The 374-nt window shown below is 42.5% G+C and carries 1 protein-coding gene; it reads right to left on the bottom strand.

Annotated features, from left to right (window positions below):
• On the bottom strand, positions 1–374 hold a 374-nt coding region (locus tag Q0958_RS18895; RefSeq protein ID WP_299126126.1), incomplete at both ends, for a hypothetical protein.

The following is a 374-nucleotide window of genomic DNA, read 5'->3' as shown; positions in this document are numbered from 1 at the left end:
GAATTTACTGTAAAAGTAACATCCGCTGTTGTTGCTGCACAACTTCCATTAGCTGCCATCGTATAACGTACCGTTACATCGGTATTACTCGTTACATCTGCTGGGGTATATGTGGTTCCTGTAATACTTCCTCCTCCTGAGACAATACTCCATGTTCCTCCTACTGGACTTCCTACTAATGTTTTAGTATCGTCCTCACAAATTGCTCCGTTTGCTGTAGTGTTTACAGCTGCTCCTGGATTTGAATTTACTGTAAAAGTAACATCCGCTGTTGTTGCTGCACAACTTCCATTAGCTGCCATCGTATAACGTACCGTTACATCGGTATTACTCGTTACATCTGCTGGGGTATATGTGGTTCCTGTAATACTTCC

This window comes from uncultured Tenacibaculum sp. (assembly GCF_947499065.1).
Taxonomy (GTDB): domain Bacteria; phylum Bacteroidota; class Bacteroidia; order Flavobacteriales; family Flavobacteriaceae; genus Polaribacter.
The sequence above is the reverse complement of the archived record's forward strand: the minus strand, read 5'-3'. Positions and strand labels throughout refer to the sequence as shown.